Here is a 2,281-nt window from a genome sequence, read left to right on the forward strand (position 1 = left end):
AGCCCGTTCAGCGCCCCCCTTGCCTGCCACGCCTCCGCCTTTTCCTTGAACGTCGGTTCGCAGTCCCACGCCTGCGCGGTTCGGCGACGATCCGGCATCGCCTGGGGAACGACGGTCGTACGGTAACCGTCCAGCGCCGCCTCAAGGTTGTCGTCAATCGGGTCGTCCAGACCTGTCATCGTCGCGGCTTCTTCGGTCAATCCACCCAGAAATATAGACTCATCGAGATCATTCCTCCCCTTCTTACCTTCCTCTAGTTCTTTAATGTTGAGGGTTTCATCTTGGGCGGATTGGCTTCCAAGGGGAGAAGCGTTGAGGTCAGCGTTTCGCGATTTACCGAATAGGCTGCGGATCGCGGCACCCAACCGAAACTGGCGAGGGCACCACCAAACGGCCTTGCCCCCGGCGGTCGGGCTGACGGTGCCGGCATGACAGCGCCGCACCAACGGTCCTTCCGGGGCGATGAAGCCGATGCGTTCGAGCACGCCGATGAAGCTGCGGATCGACCATTCGGGGAAGCCGAGCGTCGCGAGGCCGGACATCGGCATTCGAGCCAAGGGGAAGATGTGCTCATGGTCGTCGCGGCCATGCACGCGGGCGACGTAGAGCCCGAACTCAACGAGCCGGTTGGTGTACTCCTCACCGCGCTGGCGTCCGCGCAGCATTCCGGGTTCGGCGAGCTTTGCGCGCAGCCAAGCGCCGACGCGCTCAAGGCATACAAGATCGGTCACGGTCATCCCCATCGGGACGCCGCGTCGGGACACGACTAGAGACCTGTCTGAGTTGACAGGTGAGTCGGGATGCTTAGGATGGGGTTTGCGAAGATACCCATCTATACGCACCCCTCACAACTTTGAGGGCTAAGCCGCTGATCTCCTTGCCGGGAGGTCGGCGGTTTTGCGTTGCGTGGTCAGTCCGTCGCGGTTTCCCCCATCCAAAAACGAATCGCTGCGCGCCCACCACGGGCGGCAATCTTGCGTGCGAGGATGGCGATGAGTCGGGCGAAATGCAAGTCGCACCGTCTTCCGATACTTAATCTAGCAATGGCGTAACAAATTCGGCCGGCGGCTTTATTTGCCGTTGGTGAGGAAATAGCGCACTTTGATTGAGGTCGGTTGCCAGAGTGACGCAGGGAAAGCCCTCGCGAGTCACCCATGTCTTCGGCTGATGGTCGCGCTCGAAAACTGTTTCGGAGCGTGAGGGGCGAGGATGCCGTACAAGATCGAGACGACGTTCTCGGTGGTGCTCGCGCCGATCGACAAGACCCCTCCGACACGCGGGCGCGCACGTTGTGCGGCGAAAGTCGTCTCCCACTACGGCGCTCGGTCCGACCCGACGAAGGAAACCGTCGATCGGATGCGGGAAGCCGCCGAAGTGATCGCCTGGATCAACGAGAACATCCCCGCGACACGGATCGAGGCGGAGGTGCGGGATAGGGCGGAGGACGTTCGAATCATCGCGACGTTCAAGAGCGAGACCGACGCGGTAGCATTCAAGACACGGTAGGGGTGAGGGATGGCGCACGATCCAAGCGTGGATTTATCGCGATACACCGCGCAGATCACGTTGCCTCTGCGCGCTGCGACGAGAACCGCCTTCGCGCCCGTAGTTGGCCGATGATCGTGAGCGCACTGGATCGGTCCGGCTTCAACGCCAGCCCCGACGAGCAAATTGATTCGTGGCTGGACGAGCACACCACCGCATTCGAGCGGACTGAGTGTGCGGTCGGCTTCAACGTCGAAGCGGAAGCGTCCGCGTTTCGAGTCCGCTGGGGGTGACTAAAGGGGGTGACTAAACTCCCCGAAACACCCACTAAGTCGTTGATTTTGTTGAATGGTGCCGCAAGAGGGATTCGAACCCCCGACCCCCTCATTACGAATGAGGTGCTCTACCAGCTGAGCTATTGCGGCGTCACATCCGGCCCGACGCGTCGAAGCCTGACGGAATGTGCCGGGTCTTAGACGGCCGTTCTGCCCTTGGCAAGCCTCGGAGCGGGTGCAAGGCTCGACATCGCGTTGCGGTGTCGCCGGGCTTGTGCGTAAGACCACGGCGATGAACGAGCTTCTCACCACCGACGCCTTGAAGCCGCAGATGCCCGGGGGCACGGGCCGGCCGCCGCTCGTGCTGGCCTCCGCCTCACCGCGTCGTCTGGCACTGCTCCAGCAGGTCGGCATCGAGCCGGACGCGCTCCTGCCCGCCGACATCGACGAGACGCCGCGCAAGTCGGAATCGCCCCGCGACCTCGCTCGCCGCCTCGCCCGCGAGAAGCTGGAGGCGGCGC

At 62.8% G+C, this 2,281-nt stretch carries 4 protein-coding genes and 1 tRNA gene; 3 read left to right on the forward strand and 2 right to left on the reverse strand.

Going from position 1 to position 2,281, the window contains the following annotated elements; all coding sequences use genetic code 11:
* Positions 1 to 737: hypothetical protein (locus MFF42_RS25855; protein ID WP_238258822.1), on the reverse strand; the 737-nt coding region annotated here is incomplete at its 3' end.
* Between the two features lie 472 nt (positions 738 to 1,209).
* Here MFF42_RS25855 and MFF42_RS25860 point away from each other — a divergent pair.
* Both MFF42_RS25860 and MFF42_RS25865 read left to right on the forward strand, forming a co-directional pair.
* The gene (locus MFF42_RS25860) at positions 1,210 to 1,506 is read left to right on the forward strand and encodes a hypothetical protein (protein ID WP_238258823.1); all 297 of its coding nucleotides are present in this window, start codon (positions 1,210 to 1,212) and stop codon (positions 1,504 to 1,506) included.
* A 116-nt stretch (positions 1,507 to 1,622) separates the two neighbouring features.
* Positions 1,623 to 1,778 (forward strand): hypothetical protein, encoded by a 156-nt coding sequence (locus MFF42_RS25865; protein ID WP_238258824.1) that lies wholly within the window; start codon positions 1,623 to 1,625, stop codon positions 1,776 to 1,778.
* A 56-nt stretch (positions 1,779 to 1,834) separates the two neighbouring features.
* Here the strand turns inward: MFF42_RS25865 and MFF42_RS25870 are convergent.
* Positions 1,835 to 1,910, reverse strand: a tRNA-Thr gene (locus MFF42_RS25870).
* A gap of 142 nt (positions 1,911 to 2,052) precedes the next feature.
* Between MFF42_RS25870 and MFF42_RS25875 the strand changes: the two genes are divergently transcribed.
* The coding region (locus MFF42_RS25875; RefSeq protein ID WP_238258825.1) for a Maf family protein at positions 2,053 to 2,281 on the forward strand (229 nt) is incomplete at its 3' end.

Source organism: Methylorubrum podarium, assembly GCF_022179745.1.
Lineage (GTDB): Bacteria > Pseudomonadota > Alphaproteobacteria > Rhizobiales > Beijerinckiaceae > Methylobacterium > Methylobacterium podarium.